This window comes from Thalassolituus sp. (genome assembly GCF_984348125.1).
In genome coordinates this window covers 101,206-118,247 of the sequence record NZ_CFHJLR010000003.1, presented here as the reverse complement: position 1 = coordinate 118,247, position 17,042 = coordinate 101,206, and the positions used below count along the sequence as shown (strand labels likewise).

General features: G+C 50.5%; 15 protein-coding genes. 7 read left to right on the top strand and 8 right to left on the bottom strand.

Annotated elements, in window-relative coordinates; all coding sequences use genetic code 11:
• Positions 1 to 106 precede the first annotated feature (106 nt).
• The 3 genes from AC5E51_RS03190 (at position 107) to AC5E51_RS03180 (ending at position 4,900) form a co-directional block, all read left to right on the top strand.
• A complete protein-coding gene (locus tag AC5E51_RS03190) occupies positions 107 to 2,890 on the top strand; it encodes a hypothetical protein (RefSeq protein WP_491778115.1) in 2,784 nt (927 codons plus the stop codon).
• A 38-nt stretch (positions 2,891 to 2,928) separates the two neighbouring features.
• Complete coding sequence (locus AC5E51_RS03185; RefSeq protein WP_491778114.1) at positions 2,929 to 4,494, top strand: cation:proton antiporter domain-containing protein; 1,566 nt, start codon at positions 2,929 to 2,931, stop codon at positions 4,492 to 4,494.
• A 160-nt stretch (positions 4,495 to 4,654) separates the two neighbouring features.
• Positions 4,655 to 4,900, top strand: a complete 246-nt coding sequence (locus AC5E51_RS03180; RefSeq protein WP_068434898.1) for a hypothetical protein — start codon at positions 4,655 to 4,657, stop codon at positions 4,898 to 4,900.
• A gap of 63 nt (positions 4,901 to 4,963) precedes the next feature.
• Here AC5E51_RS03180 and AC5E51_RS03175 read toward each other — a convergent pair whose 3' ends face one another.
• Positions 4,964 to 5,350, bottom strand: a complete 387-nt coding sequence (locus tag AC5E51_RS03175) for a hypothetical protein (protein WP_491778113.1) — start codon at positions 5,348 to 5,350, stop codon at positions 4,964 to 4,966.
• A 123-nt stretch (positions 5,351 to 5,473) separates the two neighbouring features.
• Entirely contained in the window at positions 5,474 to 6,853 is a 1,380-nt protein-coding gene (locus tag AC5E51_RS03170; protein ID WP_491778112.1) for a PhoH family protein, read from the bottom strand.
• Between the two features lie 753 nt (positions 6,854 to 7,606).
• On the opposite strand from AC5E51_RS03170, the gene AC5E51_RS03165 reads away from it, so the two are divergent.
• The 3 genes from AC5E51_RS03165 to AC5E51_RS03155 all read left to right on the top strand — a co-directional run bounded on the left by AC5E51_RS03165 (position 7,607) and on the right by AC5E51_RS03155 (position 11,858).
• Entirely contained in the window at positions 7,607 to 8,620 is a 1,014-nt protein-coding gene (locus tag AC5E51_RS03165; RefSeq protein WP_301378109.1) for a hypothetical protein, read from the top strand.
• Between the two features lie 9 nt (positions 8,621 to 8,629).
• A complete protein-coding gene (locus AC5E51_RS03160) occupies positions 8,630 to 9,619 on the top strand; it encodes a putative solute-binding protein (protein WP_068434906.1) in 990 nt (329 codons plus the stop codon).
• Between the two features lie 112 nt (positions 9,620 to 9,731).
• On the top strand, positions 9,732 to 11,858 hold the full coding sequence (locus AC5E51_RS03155; RefSeq protein ID WP_068434908.1) for a TRAP transporter large permease subunit: 2,127 nt from the start codon (positions 9,732 to 9,734) through the stop codon (positions 11,856 to 11,858).
• A gap of 84 nt (positions 11,859 to 11,942) precedes the next feature.
• On the opposite strand, the gene AC5E51_RS03150 is transcribed toward AC5E51_RS03155, so the two are convergent.
• The 3 genes from AC5E51_RS03150 to AC5E51_RS03140 all read right to left on the bottom strand — a co-directional run bounded on the left by AC5E51_RS03150 (position 11,943) and on the right by AC5E51_RS03140 (position 14,119).
• The gene (locus tag AC5E51_RS03150) at positions 11,943 to 12,410 is read right to left on the bottom strand and encodes a hypothetical protein (protein WP_068434910.1); all 468 of its coding nucleotides are present in this window, start codon (positions 12,408 to 12,410) and stop codon (positions 11,943 to 11,945) included.
• Between the two features lie 246 nt (positions 12,411 to 12,656).
• Positions 12,657 to 13,049 (bottom strand): hypothetical protein, encoded by a 393-nt coding sequence (locus AC5E51_RS03145; protein WP_491778111.1) that lies wholly within the window; start codon positions 13,047 to 13,049, stop codon positions 12,657 to 12,659.
• 347 nt (positions 13,050 to 13,396) lie between these two features.
• Positions 13,397 to 14,119, bottom strand: a complete 723-nt coding sequence (locus AC5E51_RS03140) for a cyclic di-GMP-binding domain-containing protein, MshE-related (RefSeq protein WP_491778110.1) — start codon at positions 14,117 to 14,119, stop codon at positions 13,397 to 13,399.
• Positions 14,120 to 14,402: 283 nt separating this feature from the next.
• On the opposite strand from AC5E51_RS03140, the gene trxB reads away from it, so the two are divergent.
• On the top strand, positions 14,403 to 15,353 hold the full coding sequence (gene trxB / locus AC5E51_RS03135; protein WP_297530302.1) for a thioredoxin-disulfide reductase: 951 nt from the start codon (positions 14,403 to 14,405) through the stop codon (positions 15,351 to 15,353).
• A gap of 10 nt (positions 15,354 to 15,363) precedes the next feature.
• On the opposite strand, the gene AC5E51_RS03130 is transcribed toward trxB, so the two are convergent.
• From AC5E51_RS03130 to AC5E51_RS03120, 3 genes are read right to left on the bottom strand one after another with little or no spacing between them, the layout of a single operon-like run.
• Positions 15,364 to 16,209, bottom strand: coding sequence for a M48 family metallopeptidase (locus AC5E51_RS03130; RefSeq protein ID WP_491226623.1), 846 nt, complete (start codon positions 16,207 to 16,209; stop codon positions 15,364 to 15,366).
• 3 nt (positions 16,210 to 16,212) lie between these two features.
• Positions 16,213 to 16,680 carry a YbjQ family protein gene (locus AC5E51_RS03125; protein ID WP_491226624.1) on the bottom strand — a complete coding sequence of 156 codons (468 nt, stop codon included), beginning with the start codon at positions 16,678 to 16,680 and terminating at the stop codon, positions 16,213 to 16,215.
• Entirely contained in the window at positions 16,680 to 17,000 is a 321-nt protein-coding gene (locus AC5E51_RS03120) for a YbjQ family protein (RefSeq protein WP_068434926.1), read from the bottom strand. Before AC5E51_RS03120 ends, AC5E51_RS03125 begins: the two co-directional genes overlap by 1 nt.
• Positions 17,001 to 17,042 lie beyond the last annotated feature (42 nt).

Here is a 17,042-nt window from a genome sequence, read left to right as displayed (position 1 = left end):
GGCAGAGAAGTCAAAGCGCGCAGTTTACGGTACACGCCCGGCCAATACACCTTGCGGAGTAACATGACTCGGATATGATGGCGTGACTCTTCATGGAAGGCTGATTATGTTTTGTCGTTTGCTCCTACTACTTCTTTTATTACCTTTGACTGCCATCGCAGAACCCGTTGCCTGGGACGGCCCCGGAGCTGAGGGGTGGCTGACACGCAGTTCGGAGCATTTTGATGCTCATTACCCTGCATCAGATCCCGCCTATGAGGCACTGGCACTTCACTCGCTGAACATTGCAGAGCAGGCGCACCGTGATTTGATGCCGTTTTTTACAACCCCTCCCGTAGCCAGAACCCAGCTGGTGCTCTCTGATGATCAGGACATCGCAAACGGGTGGGCGACCTTCTTTCCTTTTTCGCAAATCAGGCTCTATCTGACACCACCCCATGATCTCAATGGTCTTGAGAATTACGATGATTGGCTGGCGTTGCTTATCCGCCATGAGTACGTGCATATCCTGCACATGGAGATGGGCCGTGGGGCGCCCGAAAAACTTCGTTCAGTGTTTGGACGTGTACTGTTCTTTTTTCCGCACTCTCTGATTTCTCCCATGCTGATTGAAGGTTTAGCTGTTTATCTGGAGACAGATTATGAAGCGGGCACGGGTCGCCTTGCATCAAGCTGGTATGAAATGCAGATGCGTGAAGAAGTACGCAGTGGTGAATTCGCGTCGCTTGGTGAAGCGGCGATCAGCAGCCGTGACTGGCCATACGGTCAGTACTATCTGTATGGTGCTTTTTTCATCGAGTACCTGATTCAGACCTACGGTGAAGAGAAGCTGCAGATGTGGCTGAGTCTCTACAGTGGTGAAATTTTTCCTTACCTGATGCTTAACAGTACCGCGCGGCGTATCTATGGTCGTGACTTCGACATGCTGTGGACTGAATTTCGTCTCGCTATGGAGCAGAGGTTTGGCGACGAAAATGCGTCGCTTGCTTCTTCAGCGGAAACTCTGCCTGCGACAACCTTGCGTCAGCAGGTCAGTGGATCAGATGGTCAGGCGGTTTATTACGTAGCCAGCGATGACGAAGACCGCCCGGTGCTCCAGCGTTGTACAGGCGTTGATGCAGACTGTACTGACATAGCCGACGGCAGAGACATTACCTCGATTGATGTTCTATCCGACGGGCGTGTGATCGCAGTGCGTGCTCTGACGTATGCAAGCGGTCGCTACTCTGCTGACCTCTGGTTGCTGGATGAGGGGACCTGGGTGCCCTTGACACAGGGAGCCCGTGTTTCGGATGCGCGCTGGCTGCCGGATGGCTCTGGTTTTGTCTTCACGAGTTTCAGAGCTGGCTTCAGTCATCTCTTGTTGCTGTCGGAAGATGGCACTGAGACCTTGCTCTGGCGTGGCGAGTACGGTGAGTACGTCGGTGCGTTTGATATAAAGAGTGACGGCACTGAAATTATTGCAGCTTTTAAAACTCCGGGACGATCCTGGGAGTTAGCCAGTAAGGATGTCGCTGACAGCGACTGGACCTTGCTGACAGATTCGGCGGCAAACGAAGCGCAGCCGCGTTTTACAACGGATGACCGACTGCTTTTTGTGGCGGACTACTCCGGTACCTTCGGTCTCTATGAGTGGCAGAACGGCAATGCACTGTCGCTGACCTCTGACAACCTGAATACCACAAAGTCATTTGATCCCTGGATTACAGGGGACAGGCTGTGGTCACAGGAATACACGGCGGGTGGCTTTCTGTTGAGAAATACTGAGTTGCCGCTGGCGCGCGCAGGTGTAGATGATGAAGCGGCAACAACCCAGGCAATAAGCTTGAATCAGGTGGAAGCATCTGAACCTGCTGCTTATGAGCCATGGTCAACGCTTCGTCCACACTATTGGTTACCTGTGTTTTATGGCACGGAAGATACGACCTATGTTGGTTTAAGTACTGGGGGGACTGACGCGCTCGGACGTCACAATTATCAGGTCGATCTCGCCTATGGAACAGAGCAGAAAGCCTTCGATATGACTCTGATTTATCAGTATCAGCGCTGGCTTTTTGGGTACGATGTCGAAAATGAATTGTTTGATATCAATGAAACGGTGCCCGGATTTACCGTGCTTAAAGATCAGCAGTGGCGTATTCAGAGAAACTGGTTGGTGCAGGCGATGCGTGATCGCTTAGGCCTTCATTCGGGGCTGGTCAGTCGGCGAATATCGATCGACAGGGTAGAGCCCGGCGTCGTGATTTCAGGAGATCGAGCAGCTGAGAGACACAGTGTTGGCCTCGCACTGACGTTCAACGATCAGCGCGGACTACTTCATTCTCCCGGAGGGTTCGGGCCGGGTGCAGAGTTGGTTGCAGAAGACTTTTCTCTGCTCAACGACGACTTTTCAGGTGTTCACGTCCAGCCCGGGTTTAACTATATGTTCGATCTGCCGGGACGTCAGTCGCTGACGTTCTCGTTGAATGCAGGATTTGCGTCCGAAGGTGCACCTGGATGGCAGCTCGGTGGTCTGCCGCCACAGGAAGACTATTCTCTCTTTGGGCGGGAGCAGTTGAGTCTCCGCGGCTTTGACGCCGGGAATCAGTTTGGACGTTACTACGACCGTGAGCGACTGGTCTATGCGGCTCAGTTGAGTTCCATCAATGACAACTGGAGCATCTGGCCGTTAGGCTTGGATGATCTGGAAGTGCGCGTATTTCTCGAGCGTGGGCGAGCCTGGACGGAATCGGATGATCCTGATCCTATGGTGGGCACCGGGGCAGAGTTGCGTTTGAACAGTATTATTGGGTATCGGGCGCTGGTGCCAGTAGTGATTGGTTTTGCACAGGGGGTTCAGGGCATGGGATCTGAAACCCAGGGGTATTTTGGTATACAGGCGGCTTTTTAGTCACCGCCATATTCTCCGGTGAAATGTAGAGACAACTTATGGATTTCCTCTGGATTCTGATTGCATTTGTGTTTGGTCTGGTGGCGCGACAGTTCAGCTTGCCACCGTTAATCGGATTTCTGATTGCCGGTTTCGTTCTTAACGCACTGGGTCGAGAGGCTACGCCTCTGCTCGATGAGTTGGCGTCTCTGGGCATCACCTTGATGCTGTTTACTATTGGCCTGAAACTGGACATTCGTACTCTCATCCGCAAAGAGGTATGGGGTGGCACGCTTGTGCAGAGCGGCACTTGGATCCTCCTGGGTATAGCGGCCTTACCTGTGCCAACCTGGCTGGGGTTGAGCCAGGTCTTTGAAGTCGATCTCGTAACGGCGGCGCTGGTCGCCTTTGCGTTGAGTTTTTCATCGACCGTGGCCGTCGTAAAAATGCTTGAAGAGGCCTCAGAGCTGAAAGTCCGGCACGGGCGCCTGGCGCTGGGTATTCTGATTGTTCAGGATATTGTTGCGGTAGTATTTCTGGTAGCAGCCACCGGTAAAGTACCGGATGAATGGGCACTGGCGCTGTTCCTGTTACCTTTGCTTCGGCCGGTGCTTTACTGGGTCATGGAGCGTTCAGGTCATGGTGAATTGCTACCGCTGACGGGGCTGTTTCTTGCGCTAGGAGGCTACGAGCTGTTTGATGCCCTGGGTGTAAAGGGAGACCTTGGCGCTCTGATCCTAGGTGTACTCGTCGCTGGGCACAATAAGTCTTCGGAACTCTATAAAACACTGATGAGTTTTAAGGATCTGTTCCTTATTGGTTTTTTCTTATCAATCGGTTTCGCTGCGCTACCCACACTTGAGATGCTGTATGTGACGGCAGGGCTGACGCTCTTGCTCGTAATTAAATTCGTACTCTTCTATTTCACGTTTATTATTTTTGGATTGTCGGGCCGGACAGCATACCTGACTGCGCTGGCTCTCAGTAATTACAGTGAGTTTGGTCTTATTGTTGCTGATATGGGCGTTAAGCAGTCCTGGCTAGGTGAAGAATGGCTGGTGATGATTGCCCTGGCCATGTCGGTTTCATTTCTTATCAGCACCGTGTTTTTCCGCCGTGCGCATTCCATCTACGCTCGCATGTATAAAACGATAAATCGCTTTGAACGTGAAGGGGCGCACCAGTCGCTGAAATTGCCGGCATCATTTGATGTGCTCATTGTCGGTATGGGGCGGGTAGGTAAGGGAGCCTATCAGGCACTTCATGGTAGTGATACCTCAAGCGCGTGGGGGCTCGAATCTGATACAGACCGGGCGGAAAAACTTCGTAGTGAGTCATTTAATATCATTTCTGGCGATGCGGACGACCTTGAGTTCTGGCAGCAGGCATCCCTCTGCGATATTCGTCTGGTCATGCTGGCGCTTCCTTCCCAGCAGGAAATGTTGGCGACACTGCAGATGATGAAGATCGCTGGTTATCAGGGCAAAACAGCGGCCGTCGCCCGCTACGAAGACGAAAGAAATCAACTCCTCGACCTCGGAGTAGATGTTGTTTTTAACTACTACGCGGAAGTCGGCACCGGGTTTGCTGAAGAATCACGACACCTTCTGTCTGTGACCGATTGAAAACGCTGTAGTGGCCGTTTATGTATCCTTTATTCCAGAGGGTTTTGGCAGTAGGGTCGTTCAGTTTAATTCGGCATACTGAGAAAAATTTTACTTTTGGATGATCGAAAACCGACTAGCCTGAGGCAGTATCCAAGAAGATGTATTCAGGAGAATCGCCATGGCTAAAATGTCGTTCCGTTTTACTACTGAGGTTGAAATCGAGCTTAAAGGTGATAGCTACGAAGAAATCTACCTGAAATTGAAAGACATGATGCATGGAGAGCGTTTGATCAGTACGCAATCAAACCTTAAGGTCTTTCCGCCGGAAGACAGCCGGATGTACTTCGGTATGGAGGGAGAGAAGGAGCTTCACGAAATCCCAATGTTTAAAGGTGATTTCACGGAAGACATTCTTCGTCACTGAGATACTCTGCCGGGCGGCCAGTTGATTCGTATTCGCGCTGACCGTCCGGAAAATGAGTTGTCATCAGAACAGATTGAGTACCAGTGCATGTTGTTCGCAGTGGTCAGGTTCTTTCAGGTCATTCTTCTGTCGGGATTCATCTGACTTGATCCAGCTATAACTATTACGTGAACCTTTGCACAACGTCAGGCCGAGCACGTTATTCTTCGAACGCACGAACAGGTTCATATTCACTACGCCACGTGATTTAGCTCTGAGATATATCTTCTTCGGGGATATGTTGTATGCACGTAGCCCATCTTTGGCCGTAATACTCATGGCACTGTCGGCGGGAGCGTTTACGAACACAGCGTCGTCACGAATTTCGATACTTGCCCAGCTGGAGTCGGTTTCAAACTCAAGTTCGTAGATTTTCTCTACTGGTTCGTCATCCGCTGCGATTGCGGGCATAAAAACGCTCAGTAACATACATGCGAGCAGATATCTCATAATCCTTATCCATGACCTTAATGTGTATAAATAGTAAGAGGGCCAAAGGCCCTCTACTGTTTATAGTTCAGGGTAAGGAAAGCGTCAAAGATGTGCTTCGGCATACTCTGCGAGTTCTGAGCGTGGCGACCCCTGCAAATGGATGGTGCCTCCGTGCGGAAAATGTTTGAAGCGTTCTATCAGGTACGTCAGGCCTGAACTGATTGGATTCAGGTAGGGGGTGTCGATCTGTGCCAGATTGCCGAGACAGATCACCTTACTTCCTGCGCCTGCGCGCGTGATGATGGTTTTCATCTGGTGTGGTGTCAGGTTCTGGCACTCATCAATTAAGATGAGGCTGTGCTGGAAGCTTCGACCACGGATGTAGTTCAGTGATTTAAACTGCAGAGGCACCTTTTGCAGAATGTAGTCGACGCTGCTGGTGGCGTTTTCATCATCACAATGGAGCGCTTCGAGGTTATCGGTGATTGCGCCCAGCCACGGTTCCATCTTTTCTGCTTCGGTACCTGGCAGGAAGCCAATATCCTCATCGAGCCCGCGGGTACTCCGTGTGGCGATGATACGACGGAACTGACCGGTTGCGACTGTCATCTCAATCGCTGCTGCCAACGCCAGAATCGTTTTACCTGAGCCCGCCTGCCCCGACAATGTGACGAGGTGAATGTCTGGGTCGAGGAGCAGGTTGAGCGCCATTGCCTGGGCGGTATCTCTTGGCTTGAGCCCCCAGGCACTTGTCTGCATCAATTGTTCTTTTGGGAAGTCTTTGATGAGCGCTGCCTCTTCTCCAATCTGGTGGACCTTACCAATAAAGCCTTTGTCGTCAGTAATGAAGCGATTGATCACCATATCATCCGGAAGCTGGTTTAATGGAATCCGGTGGTAGGTGCCTGTCTCGTCGTGGAAAGTTTCGACCTGCTCCTGTGTTTCCCAGAACGAGCCATCGACGTGGTGATAACCGGTTTCAAGAAGAGAGACATCAGAAAGGAGTTGATCATTCTGGTAGTCCTGAGCGCCTACACCACAGCCGCGCGCTTTCAGACGCATATTAATGTCTTTGGTAATCAGGATGGTCTCGCGGTTTGGATACTTCTCCTGCAGTGTCACCAGGCTGTTGATGATCTTGTTGTCATTGAGGTCGTCAGGAAGAGCGCGACTGGGAGTCTGGAAAGTGTCTAGCAGTATTGAGAAGTGTCCCTGGTAATCACCATCGGGACGCTCGATCGGTATGCCCTTGGCAATCTCTGTCGGAGAAGCATCTCCGATAATGCGGTCTATCTGCCTTATCGCCTCCCGGCAGTCGGTCGCGATGGATGCCTTTCCCATCTTCAGTTTATCCAGCTCCTCCAGAACTGTCATAGGGATAACGACCTGATGTTCTTCGAAGTTCAGAATCGCTGCTGGATCATGAATCAGAACATTGGTGTCGATAACGTACAGTTTGGTATCGGATTTACGCGCGGCCATAGAGTCAGTCTCCTGATTGCGTCATAGAGCGGAGCACAGAGGTACAGAAACCCGCGGGCATAGCATAAGTGCTCAACCATTCCAGAGTCGGTACGTGTGTCTTCCGAGGGGGGTATTTGAAGAGCGGTAGAGGGAGTGACGATGCGGTCTGAACCCAGCGTCTGCGGTGTGCAGTCAATGATCTTACTGTGTACTACGGCTAAACGGGTCAGCCGTATCAGGAGATCGTTCAGAGAGACTCCCTCCAATCCTGTCGTCTGTCTTATCAATATGACGGCCTGATCAGGATTTGCAACTACCGAGTGTAAGGGTGTGACTTTGTCCGCATTGCTTGCAGTCGATGTTCAATTATAGACACTTGTTTATCTTTGTATGTAATCCTGCTGCGAGGAAAGTGCAACCATGCCATTTAGTGGGGTTGTTAATCCTTGTAAATGGCTTTAATAGACCTTATTCGGTGGCGAAAAATGACCACTTTCGGACAATTTTTATTACTGGACTGGTTCAGACAAGTTTTTTCATGGCGATTTTCTGTAAAAAAATGTCACAGAAGTGGGTAGGTGCCCAAAAGGCGCTTGGCACCAATTAACCTTTCTGAGGCGCAACTTTTCCAATAGCTTACGTCGGGAAGGCAATTTGGTTGGTTTACATTGGTATTCGTAGCGTAAACCAGATATTCTCTGGGCTACGAACCTTCCGGGTTCTTATTACCCGGAGAATAATAACAACAACATTGATTCTGATGGGGGCGTCATGTCGTTTCTCTCTCGCGTTCTAATTACAGCAATGACTCTGTTCACGCTGTCCGGTTGTAGCATCATTTACATGCAGATGGGGTGGGTTGTTTATGACCTTACCGATCGTCATGTAACGCCATATACAATGACTATTGATGACGTAGGTGTTGCCTGTTCCACTACTCAGGGCCTTCAGCCTCTCATTAACGCATTTACCCGTGTTACTTCGACCGATGACCTGGCCAATCTCATGATGAACATGATGGCGGGCGCATGTGCGGAAGAAGCCGCTGTCGAGGAAAGCCTTGCTTATATCCGGGCGTTCAAAAATCAGAATATCAATGAAGCAAAAGATGCACGCGTTCGTGAGAAGCGTCAGTACGCTATCGCCGCAACTCGTCAGTATCGCGCATACCAACACATGGTGGATGAGTTTGGTGAACCGGGTGAGAAGTGCCCACGACTCAACTATGACGAGGGTGTTTACTGGACACTGGGTAACCTTGCTGGCCTCCAGTCTGTACTGAATGATCTGAAGGCACAAAGCGTTGTGAACGTTCCTAAAGATATCGCTATGAAGGCGGTACGTGGTCTTCAGTGTCTCGATAACGAAGAGTACTGGGGTGTTCCTGCTGCTGCATCAGCCGGTCTGAAAATCCTCATGCCAGACAGCTCAGACAAAAACGCAACTGACCCTTGGGTCGAGTTGGAAACTGCGTCGCGCACCGCTACCGAAAACGGTGTTCGTCTCGCTCATGCTGTAGAAATTCTTGTTGCTGATGGTGGTGGTCACACGGATCGTGTGAAGGAAGCTATCCGTCGTCACGCAGCCTCACTTAAAACTAACCCTAGCCATCGCGACTACCGCCTGCTTGATGTTGTAGCAAGTCGTCAGATCCGTGCGGTTTCTGACCGTATGTGGACTGATGCTACTGGCTCGCGTACGCCGGTAGGTGAGTTTGGTACTTTCTGGGATGATGTGGACGAAAGTGCTGCCCCCGTGATGGATATTGACGACCTGTTAGATTAAGGATTGGATATGCGTAAATTATTGGCCATCGCTGCGATGACCCTGGCGCCTTTTGCGAGCGCTGTAGAACAACGTGACCTGTGCATCTATGACCCACTGGGTAACAGTGGGCCGATGTTTGGTCTGATGAAAGACTATCGCGAGTTTGCACTCGCGGAAGGTTTTGAAATCAAGCTTCACGCTTACACCGATGAAAAAATTGCCTCTGATGACTTCAAAGCAGAGCAGTGTGATGGTGTTGTAATGACGGGGGCTCGTGCGCGTCCTTTCAGTAAGTTCGCGTCTACCATCGAAGCGATTGGTGCCGTACCAACTGATGAGATCATGCGCCAGGTGGTCATGACTACAGCCGCTCCAAATGCGGCAAAGTTCATGCAGACTGAGCGTTACGCCGTCGGTGGTGTTATTCCGGCTGGTGCTGTGTACCTGTTCGTTAATGACAGAAGCATCGATACCGTAGAAGAAATGTCGGGCAAGAAGATTGCGACACTCGACTATGACGCACCATCAATCAAAATGGTGAACCACGTGGGTGCAGCGGTCGTTCCGTCAAACTCAGCTAACTTCTCTGGTAAGTTTAACAACGGCAGCGTTGATATCGCCTACGCCCCAGCAATCGCATACAAGCCTCTGGAAATGTACAAAGGCTTGGGCGAGAACGGTGCGATTCTGAGATACAACCTCGCTTATCTGGACTTTCAGCTGGTATTCCATCGTGAGCAGTTCAGCGATGAATATACGCAGAAGTCCCGTGAGTTCGTTGCAAGTCTCTTCGATCGTGCGATCAAGAGTATCAAGCAGCATACAGAAGAAATCGAAGACCATTACTGGTTAGACCTGCCTGAAGCACAGCAAAAAGAATATAACGAAATGCTGCGTCAGGTGCGTATCACACTGCGTGATGAAGGCGTATATGATGGCAAAATGCTGCGTCTTCTCAAAAACCTGCGTTGTAAGGCGGATGGCTCTGCAGCGGAGTGTGTCGAAAATCTTGAGTAAGACCAAGTAACACGTCTTGTCTTCCCAGGCATTTGCCTCCGGGAAGCGGACATTGGGGGATGAACCGAAGCCGTCCGGCTTCGGTTCTTTTATAATATAAGAGGTGTTTTTCATGGAGCAGCACGTACGTGCGGGCAACCGTACGATTTACGAATGGCTCGCTGCGCTTCCTGCATTCCTGGTGTTGGTATTCGTCATTATTCTGAATACCAGCCACACGATGCATGCGCAATTACTGCAATTGGGTGAAAGTGTCTGGGAAGGATACTTTATGCTTCGGCATGATCCGGTTGAGCCGTCCTGTAACCTCAATATGGATATTGATACTGAGCTGGCCAGAATCGTCGAAGAACGAAATAACCAGCCAATGGACGAGTTTGACCTGTTCGCGCCAGAGCCGGTAGATCCCGCAGTGATGCGGAAGTCACTGGAGGCCGCTCAGGCTCAGTGTGAGATCAAGTACGATCAGTACAATGCGACAAAAGACCGGATTACTCCGGCTGTTGAAATCTTCCGTTCAGTCGAGTTGGGTGTCGCCAACTTCGGTGAATTAGGTATGGCGACCCAGCGGATTATGCTGGCGATTCTCGTTCTGATCTGCGGTGGTACAGCACTGTTCCGTCGTCACCACATCGCCCTGAGACCTATGGTAACGGCGATGGATTATCGCGTTGCAGCGGGCGCTCAATTCGTTGCATTTGCCATTCTGTTTTACTCCGTATACAGCTTCAAAGAAGTTGCTTTCTCGGCAGGGATTGAGGTCAGTACCGAGCATGCAGTGCTCCACTGGCTGTGGATCTTCGGCTTTGGAGCGCCGCTCGCATTGACGCTCTATCAGATGGTGGTTATTCCTAAAGACGCCGAGCCAGGGGGTAACTTCCTTAAGGCTCAGCTGGCGATACCTCTGTATGCCACTATGTGTCTGATCTCTGGTACCTACTTCATCCTTGCGGGGCATCCAGCGGGTATTGGTATTTACCTGAATCAGATGATGGAGCTTTCTCAGTTATTCCTTAACGTAGGCTTGTACGTGTGGATCGGTATGCTTCTTAAGCGTACTGAGATGGCACAGAAGGTGTTCAATATTTTCCGCCCGCTCAAGTTACCACCTGAGATGTTGGCTGTTGCCGTCGTAGCTCTGGCTGCAGTGCCAACCGCTTACACTGGTGGTTCAGGTATTTTCGTTATCGCAGTAGGTGGTTTGATCTACATGGAGCTCCGCCGTGCTGGGGCGCGACGTCAGCTGGCGCTGGCGGCTACCGCAATGTCAGGCTCTTTGGGTGTTGTTCTGCGTCCATGCCTGCTGGTTGTTATCGTTGCAGCGCTGAATAATGAGGTGACTACAGACCAGTTGTTCGGTTGGGGGGTTAAGGTATTCTTCCTGACGACCGTCCTGTTCGCTGCCTATGCTCTTCTCACCCGTAAAGAACCGGTTGCAATTCAACGTCCGGATGGCAATGTCTGGCCTGAATTCAAAGAGGCGTTAAAGCCGCTGATACCATATGTGATTCTGATCGCTGTAACGCTCGTTGTATATGCACTTCTGTTGAATGCGTACCTTGACGAATTCTCAGCGCCTATCATTCTGCCTGTATTGCTACTGGTTATTCTTATTTATGAGCGCCTTAACCAGGAAAAAGACGTCCTGAAGCGTGAAAATCTGAATATTGATTACGTGGGTCACCGTCTTGAAGAGAGCTACGACGACCTTAAACAAGGTCGTGATTCTATCGAGAAGACGATTCGTGAAGCGACTACGGAGACCACGGGTCACATCGGTGCGCTGTTGATGCTGATGGGGATGTCGGTCAGTATCGGTGGTGTTATTGAGCGTGCAGAGGTCATGACGATGGTACCGACTGAGTTCAGCTCTATCTGGTTGGCTATGGCCCTGTTGGTTGGTATTCTGGTCGTTATCGGCATGGTTATGGACCCGTACGGTGCTGTGATTCTGGTGAGTGCCACGATCGCGAGTATTGCCTATGAAAGTGGTATTGATCCGGTTCACTTCTGGATGGTTACACTGGTGGCCTTCGAATTGGGTTATCTCAGCCCGCCGGTAGCATTGAACCACTTGTTGACGAGGCAGGTGGTCGGCGAAGAAGAGGTACGCTTATCCAAGGAAGAAGTGGTTGGCGAGAACTTCTGGTACAGAAACGAGAAGATATTACTGCCATTGGCCACCATGGCCACGGCACTGCTTATCGTCGCCTTTGTGCCACTTGCGATTGCTTACTGACCTAACATCTCAGTCAAAGAAAAACGGGAGCTAATGCTCCCGTTTTTTTTGGGGCTTGTTCGCAGGCGTTCATATGAGCAGGATTCAGGGCTCAAGCGTGCGTGGAATCAGTGTCACGGTAGAGTCTGGTACCGTCGATATATTTCTGAAGTACAGGTCGCCGAGAATGTCTGTACTTGTGTCGCCAATTGCCATGTTGCGATAGGCAATTTCATCAATGCTGGAAGGCAATATGAGGCTGATAGTTCCATCTTCATTGACGATGCTTCTTGGGCCGTCAGGGTCGTCGTAGTTGATGCCGCTGATTTCATAGTCACCCACAAAGTTAAGTAGTGGAAGCCCAGCCTGAAAGAGCACCATCAAGGTCTTCAGGCCGCCCTCGTCGTCAGGACCGTTATTATTGCCAAGGTCTATCAGGTACTGACTGTCTTCATTGATACCTTGTGCGGAGATGTTCTGCATATTGTCATCGCCAATGCTTGCGAGACCGATTCGCTGCTCCAGTTCCTGCATGCTAGGACCAGCATTAGCGGCACAGGCGCTTACCGTCATTACACTGAGCTGAATTAGTTTTGATAGCCCTGATGTTCTTCCACAAGTATTCACGCGGTGACTCCCTTATTATTGGTTTTGGGGGAGTTATCAGACCACGTCAGGTATTGCCTTGTTCAGAGTAATCAGTGGTGATTAAGGGGAACGGCGCTATGTGTCTGGACAGTAAAAAAGTGGAGGGGAATAGTGGCGCAGTCGCTCCGTCAGACTGCGCTTTTATAGAGTTATGGCTCAGTAGGCTGTCTTCTAGTCGGTACCGATCAGTTTGAGTGTGGAGTTCTCGAGCAAGCGTATCTCGTCAAAGACGATGTCCCCCATGGCTGCACCGGAGCTGTCTCTCGCTTTGAAGTCTCTGTAGGCAATCTCGCCGATACGGTCTGGCAATATAAGGGTTACCGTGGCATCTGCATTAAAGATAACCCGCTCGGCTTCCGGGTCGTCATATTCGACGCCTGAAATGGTATATCCACTGAACGCAGGAAGGAATGGGATGGCGGTTTGAAGAACGGTCATTAAGGCGATTTCAGGCGCCTGGTTGTTCGGACCGGTTTGCTCAACGACTTCCATCAGGTAGTCGACATCATCCTGGAAGCCTTGTGCTACAACCTCTGACATCCCTTCATCGTATATGGCGGTCATGCCTACGCGCTCCGCCAGGGACTCTGGGTCTGTGGGTATTTTGGACTCTGCGAAAGCTGATATAGAAATTAAACTAAGGCCAATTGCTGTGGCAATTACCGGGATTCGAAGCGTTTTCAGTCCATTCAACAGAGCGTCCATAGGTTCCTCGGATATTGTTATTAGTGTCTGAGAAGCTGTTTGGCTATCAAACATCAAAGAGGCTGAGGATGCCCAGTCATTGTGACTCAATTCACATTACGGGGGGATGGCGGCTTCAATTGTCCGGACTTTAATGGGGCGATTGAAATCTAAGGCGCAAAAAGTCTCATTACTATAGGTCTTTTTACGCCCTGATGAATGGAGGCTTAGTTTCGGGTGCGAAGTGTGATGGTCGAACCCTCTGACATACTCAGGTTTTTGATAGAAAGGTCTCCCATGGCGGGTCCGGTAGCGCCGCGGAAGTTTACATCTTTGAATGCAATCTCGCCGATACGTTTGGGTCCCTGCATTTCGATGGAGCCATCTTCGTGGAGCGTAACTGAAGGGCCATCACCATAGTACTCTACGTCGGTGATCTCATAATCTGTGAGCACATTCAGGCCCGGGAAGATGCTTTGCAGAGCAGTCATGGTGGCAGTTTCTGGTGCTTCTGCGCCGTCTGAGTCCCCACTCAGAACGTCCTGCAGATAGGCAACATTTTCATTGAGACCTTGGCCGGTAATTTCTGCCATATCGCCTTCGGACATGGGTTTCATATTACCGAAGCCAGCAATACGTTTTGCTTCGTATTGTTCAGCGTCGATAGACGTGTCTATGGAGGCATTGGCGCTGGCGACAAATGGCTGTACAGGACCGAGGAGGACGGCCCCTACAGCAGCAACCATGCGGTAGCGTGATTGTCCTTTCAGTGCCTTGTCGAGTTGTTTCTCTGTAATCCATCCCTTTTCGACCATGATCTCACCAAGCATCAACTTGCTTGTGCTCTGAAGATCCAGTGCTTCATCTAACTGGCGACGGGTGATGAGTCCTTTGTGCATAAGTAGCGTGCCAAGGCGCGACTTCTGCTTAATTTCTTGTTGTTTACTCATTTTCATGGCCTTCGGGTTATTGCTTTGTGGAGTAATCCTGACCCATGGCTAAATTTTCGACAACGAACAGAAATTGACAGATGAACCTTTGTTCATTTTAAGGTGTTGCATCCCATTGATTTAAAAGGGGAAAGGCAATGTAAGCCAGCATTGTTATTTGTTGTAATGCCATGTTAGACAGCTTGATGGGCGGGATATTGTGGGGTTACGCCACCACCCTTGATTCTTTATACTTCGGCCCCAGTTAAGACTTCTACCTTTTCACTTTTCACGGAGACAGCGGATGAGTAACCCCCGCCATATCAAGATGTTAATCCTAGGTTCTGGCCCTGCTGGCTACACTGCAGCAGTGTATGGGGCTCGTGCCAATCTCGATCCGGTCATCATCACTGGTATGCAGATGGGCGGTCAGCTCACTACAACGACAGAAGTAGATAACTGGCCGGGTGACGCTCAGGGCGTGCAAGGTCCAGAATTAATGGAGCGTATGAAGGCACATGCAGAACGTTTCGATACTGAAGTTGTGTTTGATCAGATCAGTGAAGTAAAACTTGATCAACGACCTTTCTGGCTGAAAGGGGATTCGGGCGAGTACACCTGTGATTCTCTGGTCATTGCAACCGGCGCCAGTGCTAAATATCTTGGCCTTGAAAGTGAAGAAGCATTTAAGGGTAAGGGAGTTTCGGCATGTGCGACCTGCGACGGTTTCTTCTACCGCAAGAAACGTGTTGCTGTTATTGGTGGTGGCAACACAGCGGTTGAAGAGGCGCTTTATCTCTCAAATATCGCATCTGAAGTTGTCGTTGTTCACCGCCGGGATAGTTTCCGCAGTGAAAAAATCCTCGCCGATAAACTGCTTGATAAGGCTGAGAACGGTAACGTGACTATCCGTTGGAATAGCGAACTTGACGAAGTGCTTGGTGATGACATGGGCGTCACAGGTATGCGCATCAAGAACCGTGAGACCGGAGAGACGGAAGAATTGGACCTTGAGGGCATCTTCGTAGCCATAGGTCACTCCCCGAATACGGGCATCTTTGAAGGGCAGCTCGAGATGAAAGATGGCTATATCGTCGTCCAGAGTGGTCTGCACGGGAACGCCACACAAACCAGCGTAGAAGGTGTTTTTGCTGCAGGTGATGTCTCTGATCATATCTACCGCCAGGCCATCACGTCAGCCGGTACAGGCTGTATGGCGGCATTAGATGCGGAACGTTTCCTGGATAACCAGTAAGAACCCGGCGCTATTGGGTTTCAGAATCGCTGTTCAGTGATTCTGATAGCCATGAAGGAAGAGGGCGGAGCGATGCTTGGGTATCTCCGCCTTTTTTGTGCGAGTTGAGAAACTTAATCCGGTCCTTTGTCGCTGGATGAGACTGCCAGAGCCCCCATTGATGGCTGGTTTCATTATCAGACTCGAGAATATGCTCAAACAGCTCGTCAGAGCCTCTTGAGTGTCCGTAATGGTTACTGAGTAGCACAACGGCTCTGGCGTCCGCCGCTCGTTCCATATCGCGACTGAAGGCCATCAGGCTGATCAAGCCACTCTGCTGGGCAATAGTCCCCGCAGAAGAATTATCAAATCCACTTACCAGCGCGATTATTGTGTGGCCGATTTGTTCCAGCATCAGGACAACGGGGTGCCGTAATTCTATATGAGAGTATTCGTGCGCGAGCACCATCGCCAGGCCATTCTCACTGTGGACGGCATCGAGAAGCCCCCGGGTGACGTGAATATTGCCTCCTGATGTCGCAAAGGCATTAGCAGCATTAATATCGGGTAGCCAGTGGACTTTAACTGAGGAAATTTCAGCATCTTCAAGAATCAACTCCTGTGTCAGGCTCTGCAAGTAGTCCGCAATTCTCTGATCTTCCTCTGAACTATATCCGGATGGGGCCAGTGAGATATCAGGCTCCCACTCAAAGGGCACCGCAGGCGCGATACGCACAGCCCCCCAGCCGATCAGGAAGGAAAGACTGACCACTGCTATCAGCAGAGCGCCTGCCATAATGGCGAAATCGATAAAAGGGTTGTCGTGTTGGTTATTGATTCCCTCTGGCAGTTGAGGATTTTCTTTAGGGAAATTCATCCTTCAGGTTCGTAGCTGCTCAGCGCCAGCGTTGGTCATCAACGCGGTTCCATAGGCAAGTACTTCTACTGAGCCGAGGCCTTTCGCTGCATTTTCACCAATGCGTGAGGTTTCGTATTTCACGTTATAGATGGTTTCGGCACCTAGTTGACGTGCTTCCTGCTGCATACGCAAAACTGCTTCCCGTCTGGCGCGGTCGAGAAGACTTTCATAAGCACCGACCCGGCCGCCAAAAATATTCCGCAAAGAGGCAGCGACTGTTTTGAAGTAATCGACAGAGATGACGACGCTACCACATACCAGAATGGATTCGTGCCTGAGATATTCTGGAGGAGGGATTTTGACAGGTACAACTGAGATATCTCTGAGTTCCTGCTCGCGTTGAACGATGGAGCGGTAATGACGACTCTCGGAAAGTCGTCCGAAAACGTAACCCAGCCCAAGGAGAACAAGGAATACGATCAGTTCCATTAGCGATCTTCCACGAGCACTGCAGTGCCGTACACGAAAATTTCGGACGCTCCGGCGGCAATAGATGAGGTGGAGAAACGAACGTTGATGACAGCATTCGCTCCCAGCGCAGCAGCTTGCTGTTTCAGACGGTCGATGGCCTCTTCCCGGGACTCACTCAGGAGCTCCGTATAGCCTTTTAACTCACCGCCAAAGATATTCTTAAAGCCTGCCATGATGTCACGACCGGCATGTTTAGCACGAACAGTGCTGCCCTGTACCATTCCCAGATGCTGGGTAATGCGCTTCCCCGGAACGACTTCCATATTGCTGATTAGCATCGATCTCTCCTTTGACTGGAGCTTTGATAATACCCGAAAAGC

What these genes read in the sequence shown, in the direction of transcription:
- AC5E51_RS03190 (WP_491778115.1), top strand. Translation starts at nt 107, where the DNA reads ATGTTTTGTCGTTTGCTCCTACTACTTCTTTTATTACCTTTGACTGCC.
- AC5E51_RS03185 (WP_491778114.1), top strand. Translation starts at nt 2,929, where the DNA reads ATGGATTTCCTCTGGATTCTGATTGCATTTGTGTTTGGTCTGGTGGCG.
- AC5E51_RS03180 (WP_068434898.1), top strand. Translation starts at nt 4,655, where the DNA reads ATGGCTAAAATGTCGTTCCGTTTTACTACTGAGGTTGAAATCGAGCTT.
- AC5E51_RS03175 (WP_491778113.1), bottom strand. Translation starts at nt 5,350, where the DNA reads ATGCCCGCAATCGCAGCGGATGACGAACCAGTAGAGAAAATCTACGAA.
- AC5E51_RS03170 (WP_491778112.1), bottom strand. Translation starts at nt 6,853, where the DNA reads ATGGCCGCGCGTAAATCCGATACCAAACTGTACGTTATCGACACCAAT.
- AC5E51_RS03165 (WP_301378109.1), top strand. Translation starts at nt 7,607, where the DNA reads ATGTCGTTTCTCTCTCGCGTTCTAATTACAGCAATGACTCTGTTCACG.
- AC5E51_RS03160 (WP_068434906.1), top strand. Translation starts at nt 8,630, where the DNA reads ATGCGTAAATTATTGGCCATCGCTGCGATGACCCTGGCGCCTTTTGCG.
- AC5E51_RS03155 (WP_068434908.1), top strand. Translation starts at nt 9,732, where the DNA reads ATGGAGCAGCACGTACGTGCGGGCAACCGTACGATTTACGAATGGCTC.
- AC5E51_RS03150 (WP_068434910.1), bottom strand. Translation starts at nt 12,410, where the DNA reads ATGACGGTAAGCGCCTGTGCCGCTAATGCTGGTCCTAGCATGCAGGAA.
- AC5E51_RS03145 (WP_491778111.1), bottom strand. Translation starts at nt 13,049, where the DNA reads ATGACCGCCATATACGATGAAGGGATGTCAGAGGTTGTAGCACAAGGC.
- AC5E51_RS03140 (WP_491778110.1), bottom strand. Translation starts at nt 14,119, where the DNA reads ATGAGTAAACAACAAGAAATTAAGCAGAAGTCGCGCCTTGGCACGCTA.
- trxB (WP_297530302.1), top strand. Translation starts at nt 14,403, where the DNA reads ATGAGTAACCCCCGCCATATCAAGATGTTAATCCTAGGTTCTGGCCCT.
- AC5E51_RS03130 (WP_491226623.1), bottom strand. Translation starts at nt 16,209, where the DNA reads ATGAATTTCCCTAAAGAAAATCCTCAACTGCCAGAGGGAATCAATAAC.
- AC5E51_RS03125 (WP_491226624.1), bottom strand. Translation starts at nt 16,680, where the DNA reads ATGGAACTGATCGTATTCCTTGTTCTCCTTGGGCTGGGTTACGTTTTC.
- AC5E51_RS03120 (WP_068434926.1), bottom strand. Translation starts at nt 17,000, where the DNA reads ATGCTAATCAGCAATATGGAAGTCGTTCCGGGGAAGCGCATTACCCAG.